The organism is Nitrospirae bacterium CG2_30_53_67 (genome assembly GCA_001873285.1).
Taxonomy (GTDB): domain Bacteria; phylum CG2-30-53-67; class CG2-30-53-67; order CG2-30-53-67; family CG2-30-53-67; genus CG2-30-53-67.
In genome coordinates, this window is the sequence record MNYV01000039.1 from 1 (window position 1) to 5116 (window position 5116).

The following is a 5116-nucleotide window of genomic DNA, read 5'->3' on the forward strand; positions in this document are numbered from 1 at the left end:
CAAGAGGGACGAGGGTATTTAATACATTGGACTTTCCCTGACGAGGCTCCAGCCTGTAAAACCTGATCTGGTCCTCATACTGCATGCAGATCTCATCCGTTTTGTCAGTAGACCCATCGGAACCGATCAATATTTCTATCTTATCCTTCGGGTAATCCAGTTCCAGCGCATTCCTGATCTTTTTCTCAATCACCGCCTCTTCGTTATAGGCCGCAATGATGACCGATACTGAGGGTAAGTCTTCAGGACTGACAGGGATCTCGGGTTTTTCCCTTTTGAACCGCGCCAATAAAAAAAGAAGGAGCGGATAGAGAAGATAGGTGTATAGAATCAAAAAGAGTGAGACGAAGAATATCAGGATAGACATGCGCATCCTCGCTATTTTAATTGAATGACCTTCACCGTGGGCCCCGGGAGATTAAGCTCATCCGCATTAAATTCCTTCACCAGTTTCCCTTTGGTGAATAGATCATGATAAAATTTCCTGAAAGAAGGAAAGCCTTTCAATCTATGATTATCTCCATCAACGAATGATTCGTAATGATCACTGCTCGTTACAGCGTACCTATACCCCTGGCCTACATAGTAGCCATAATCATTCACACCGACCGTTTTCAGCGGATTCGCCATGTCCCTGTCGTATTCCGTGTCCGCGATGGTTTCTCCAGACACGATTTCCTTTCCCCGCCACCAGGGAAAGCGGATCTCTTTTATATCGTAGGTTATTCCTTCAGCCGACTGCATCTTGAGATCATAATATCTTACCAGATGTTTTGTGAACTGGCCGTCTTCTCCTTGCCTGCGTTTCGCCTTTTCATAAAATTCTTGGATGTTTCCCCTGTTCATCCTCAATACGGCAGCGCCCTCTGCAAGCAATAGTTTTGTGCCGGCCGGTATATTGGCTTCAATCCAGTTTCTGGCCAGAGATCTTGTATCGGTCTTGGACACCAATATATTATTTCTTACCACGTGATACAAAGGAAAAAGGAGAGCGATGGTTAATAAGAGACTTGCGGACCGCTGATTATCGAGCTTTTTAAAAAATTGAGACAATGCAAACGCCCCGGCAATGGAGAGGAAGGGATAGATGATCAACTGATGCCGGACTTCGGTGTAAGATGGACTCGTAATGATCGAAATAACCGAAAAGATAACCGGAAAAGAAAGAAGGATCGAGTTTTTAATGCTCAGTTTCGCGAACATATAAATCAAACCCAGGATAAAGATGACCGCGATGACGATCCCGGCGCCCTCTTGAGAGAATAATACATGAATATAGTTGTACACGGATTTAAGGAGATAATGGTTTTCATATCGGGTTGCCAGAACCTCCTCTTTCCCCTGGAAGGGTGCGTACAGATTTAGTTTGTATGGAGATATCATATTAAACATCTTCACAATTTGCCCGAAGGTTGCCTTTCTTCCCAGGGGGTCCAGGAAATTATAAGGGGAAGATAGGAAGTAAATCCCCCAGAATGAAATAAGAGCGTAAATATATTTTCGAAACACCAGGAGTTTCTTCCGTCTAAACATTTCGTAAAGAGACGCCGCCAGAATGCACGGGAGGAGTGCAATCGGATAATACTTGGTGGCCGTACCCAGTCCGGCAAATAACCCTGCGCGGATATAGTCTTTTGCCTGAAAATCGTTTTCGACGATGCTGAGGAGATTGTACACGGAAAGAACGGTAAAAAATGCTGTGGGGACATCGGCCTTCACATCCTGACCGGAAAAGATATGGCCATAACAGAGCGCCAGCAGAAGAGAAGCGTAAAGCCCCACCCGTTTTGACCAGAATCTTTCCCCAATCCTGTAAGTCACATAAACTGTCGCGATACCGAATAGCGTCACGGTCATCCTGCCGATCAGGATAAAGGGCCATGGATTTTTGAAATAATAGACTGCAAAGGCGGCGACATCGGAGAAATACCCCAAGGTCTTTCCAATGATATAGAAAAGACCGTATTCAAAGAATAAGAGATACATCAGGAAGGCCGGCTTGTGGAACCAGTGGGGGTTGAAATCCCCGCTTCCGAACGAGACGGCCCGATTGATAAAGTGCTGTTCATCCGGATAATAGGAAAAAGGATACCCATGCCGGATGCCCCAAAATCTCAATACAGCAGCGACTACGAGCACGAGAAGAATGTAATAGTTCCTGGATCTATTCAAAGGGTCATTCCTGTTCTGTTAATTTAAGCTTGCAAAAAATGAATGTGTCGGTCCTTTTATCACCAAGGCTTGATCCCGGCTATCTCCCTATGTCTGCTCACCCCTCAATTGCCTTTGCCAATTCCTGGATCTTGTCCGCGCGGAAGATTTTTATCGGGAGGTCCAGCCGGTTGAACAAGTAATTGGTGTTAAAGTAGTGTCCCGTCCCCGGTATAATGCGGATGTCCTTGGGTGGAGACATTTTCGCGTAGATTCCGGTTAGGGGTTTTACCTGTTCCTCCCTTGCTCCATTAACGAGTCTTACATAGATCATGTTTTTTCGTTCCAACAAGGTTTCCACCTCAAAGTCTCGATAGAGCGCCCTGATCGTCTCCAATCGGATGGGTCTATTCAATTCCATGTCCTGCGTGAGGCGCCTCCGGCGAAATGTGAATCGTTCATCTCCCTGATAGGGCCAACCCCTGCCGGGACTGATCACGACAATCCTCCGTAGAAGCCGATTGATACCCGGCTCATGAGCTACACCAATAGCCACCGAACCTCCAAAGGAGTGCCCCACGAGAACGACCTTGGAGGGATCGACCTCAGGCTGAGAGGCTATGAAACGAACTGCACGAATAGCGTCGCCAACAAAATCTAAAACCGGCTCCCCGTTGCTATCGAGCGGAGGATCGGGCGATGCCGCATACCCCCTCTGGTCATAGACCAGAACTATGGCTCCACCACGGCAGAGTTGTTCGGCCAGGATATGATACAAGAAGAGGTGAGAGCCTTTGGGACTGGTTCCGTGCAGGAGAACGACCGCCGGGAGCTTCGTGCCCGGTTGTCGGTTTGTTGGTCGATAGAGTCTTGCGGCCAGGCTCAGACCGTTTGAAGGCAAGGTCAAGTTCTGTTCCTCTATGATTGGATCCGGGTGGTCCATGAAATAAAAATCAACCTGGTGGAGCCATAGCACTCCCCAGACCGAGAGAAGGACCGCCGCCCCCCACAGGAATCGGGTGTAGGCTAATCGCCCTTTTTTCTTCATGAGATCCAGGTTGTTCCTCTTTACGGCAAAGGCCCCGGTCGTTCACGGGTGTCCGACCTTACGACTCCCGGATGAGTAAGACAACCAGGTCGTCCTGAAAGGACGGAGGCTCCAGCGTGATGGCATCGGTGCTGCGTGCGATGAGACGGAGACGCTGATCGTGAAAGATCCCTTGGCTCGGCTCATAATATTGGACCCCGTAGGTCCCCGTCGGCAGGTTTAGACGGATCCGACTGTGATCGGATCGGGCGCCGCTCCGTTCATTCACAAGATAAAGCACGCTTTTTGCAGGGTTTCTGGAAATCTTGGCAAAAACAAAATCAACACCGGAATAGCCCTCAACGAGGGTATCGGTGGCCTCCATTTTCCACCACTCCGTATATTTCTCCCAGAACGGGCGAATGTACCGAACAACGTCTTCCGCCGGCCCAAGTTCGATTTTCTCAATATCTTCGCACCCCCCCTCGGAATGATAATTCCAGTAAACATCGGCCATACTCCAGGTCCAGTACTCTTTGCGGCGGTAAACAGGATCGACGTTTCCGTGCCTAATCCGACCGCTTTCGTCGATCCATCCTGGTTTGTTGATTTGTGAAAGAGAGCGTCCGACCCGGTAGTAATAGTCCTTCAGACCGTGGCGTCTGGGATCGCTTGATGTACAAGAATGGTTGACGGCCAGCTTGTTCCACTTCAGCTCGGGCCAAATGGCACGGTCTGTCGTCCCGGCCGAGGTGGTGATGAGATGGTTAAACGGGCTCATGCGTTCAAGATACTCGGCTGCGTATGTCTGGTAAAGTTTGTTCCGGCCGAACTCATTGAAGATCTGGAAGAATACAATGTTCGGGTACGCCCCCAACCTCGACATAAGATACCGCCAGTAAGGTTCCATCTCCCGGTCGGGAAGGATCCCGTATTTGTAGGAGCGCAGGTTCCGCCGGACTGAGGTAAAAATCACGGGCTCCAGATAGACTCCTCTTTCCATGGCATATCTAAAGACGTCATCGAATTTTCGCCATGTGGCCAAATCAAATCGAGAATAGTCGGGATTTACTCTTGTTCCGGACCAGGGCCAGACGTCGATCCCAACTCGCTGGTAATAGTAATTGACCTCAAGGCCGAAACGAAGGACATTTATATTATTCTCGGCAGCAAGATCAATGAACTCGCGCCACCGGCGACTCCCCATGAGCAGCCAAGCTGTTTTTGAGACGAAATAAGGCCTGGATCCATCGTCAAGTTTGAGCCGCCTGGGGTATTCAGGATCAATATTTACAAACCCGCGCCTGAAACTCGAATTCGCACGAAAGCGTCCGGATGTTTTAAATGTTCCTCCCGGATAATCGAGAATGAGATGAAACTCATAGTCTCCCGCCCGGCGAGGCGTAAACCGGATCCGGTAGAGGGAGCCGTCCCTACTGTCACAGAAACCGCGCAGCTCGGTGATGCCGCCCCCGGGGCCCTCGTAATGACCCCTGAGGTCTGAGTCGACAAAAGGGTTGCCGGGCGAGGGCGGCAGGTCACGAACGGTGATTTCATGCAGATCGTACACATCTACAAATTCGGGGAAAACAACCCTCGGTTCAGCCTGAACCAGGCCTACAAAGGCGGTGATCTGGATTAAGCCGACGGTGCAGACCCATAGATATCTCCCGAGCGTCCTGGACCGGGCCGGTCCGCTGCGACTGCACAAAAACAATTTACGCACTAATAGGAGATCCGATATTTCCATTGTTTGATCGCTGCCTTCAGCCGGCTGAACTGCCGGCCGATGGAAGAAAAAGCAAGCCTCAACAGCACGGGCCGGAGCCATCCCATATACCGCCCGAAAAGACTGACTTGATATGCCCACTCGTGTGCATAATCCCCGGCTGAGAGGTTTGGAGGATTGTTGCGATACTCGGGGACCGGTCTGCCCCG

At 49.9% G+C, this 5116-nt stretch carries 3 protein-coding genes and 2 pseudogenes; all 5 read right to left on the reverse strand.

Annotation, left to right across the window (positions count from 1 at the left end):
- A pseudogene (locus tag AUK29_02265) lies at positions 1 to 367 on the reverse strand (hypothetical protein).
- A gap of 11 nt (positions 368 to 378) precedes the next feature.
- A complete protein-coding gene (locus tag AUK29_02270) occupies positions 379 to 2172 on the reverse strand; it encodes a hypothetical protein (protein OIP65689.1) in 1794 nt (597 codons plus the stop codon).
- 97 nt (positions 2173 to 2269) lie between these two features.
- A complete protein-coding gene (locus AUK29_02275) occupies positions 2270 to 3199 on the reverse strand; it encodes a hypothetical protein (protein OIP65690.1) in 930 nt (309 codons plus the stop codon).
- A 58-nt stretch (positions 3200 to 3257) separates the two neighbouring features.
- A complete protein-coding gene (locus AUK29_02280; GenBank protein ID OIP65691.1) occupies positions 3258 to 4889 on the reverse strand; it encodes a hypothetical protein in 1632 nt (543 codons plus the stop codon).
- A gap of 14 nt (positions 4890 to 4903) precedes the next feature.
- Positions 4904 to 5116 (reverse strand): annotated as a pseudogene (locus AUK29_02285) (hypothetical protein).